This window comes from Clavibacter lycopersici (assembly GCF_003576405.1).
Lineage (GTDB): Bacteria > Actinomycetota > Actinomycetes > Actinomycetales > Microbacteriaceae > Clavibacter > Clavibacter lycopersici.
Map to the genome: position 1 here is coordinate 1 of NZ_QWGT01000506.1, position 646 is coordinate 646.

Genomic DNA, 646 nt, shown 5'->3' on the forward strand with positions numbered 1-646 from the left:
CGGCCGCCGTCGCCGCGTCGGCGATGCCCGCGCGCCAGAGCGCGTGCAGGGCCAGGGCGGTCGGCCGGTCGCGGGCCGCGAGCACGCCCCCCGTCGCCGGGAACAGCGTGTCCTCGCCGTCCGCGTCGAGCACCACGCCGCCGGCCTCGCGCACGATGAGCGTCGCCGCGAGGTGGTCGACCGGGCCGAACCTGCCGATCACCGCGCCGACCCCGTGGCCGAGCGCGATGCCGGCGACCGTGAGGGTGCCGGATCCCATGATCCGCAGCGTGCACCACCGCTCGGCGAGCGCGTCGAGCAGAGGCAGCATGCCCGGCCAGGGCGCGTGTCCCGCGAGCTCCGTGCTCACCATCCGGCCCCGGAGCGGATCCGCGTCGAGGGCGTGCACGCCGCCCGGCTCGGCCGCGAGGTCGAGGCGCGCACCCGCCGACCAGGCGCCCTCGCCCGCGGCGGCCTCGACGAGCGTGCCGCGCCAGGGATCCGCGACGACGCCGACGACGGGCTCGCCGTCGACCACGAGGGCCAGCGAGAAGCTCGTCCACGGCACGCCGTTGGCGAGGTTCGCGGTGCCGTCGACGGGGTCGAGGTACCAGCACGGGCGGCCGGGCACGGCCTCGCCGCCGTACTCCTCGCCGACGAGGACGTG

Annotated in this window: 1 protein-coding gene; it reads right to left on the reverse strand. The window is 78.0% G+C overall.

The window, feature by feature from the left end; all coding sequences use genetic code 11:
* Window positions 1–646 (reverse strand): inositol monophosphatase family protein (locus tag DZG00_RS16225; protein ID WP_147360103.1); only part of this gene is annotated, 646 nt, incomplete at both ends.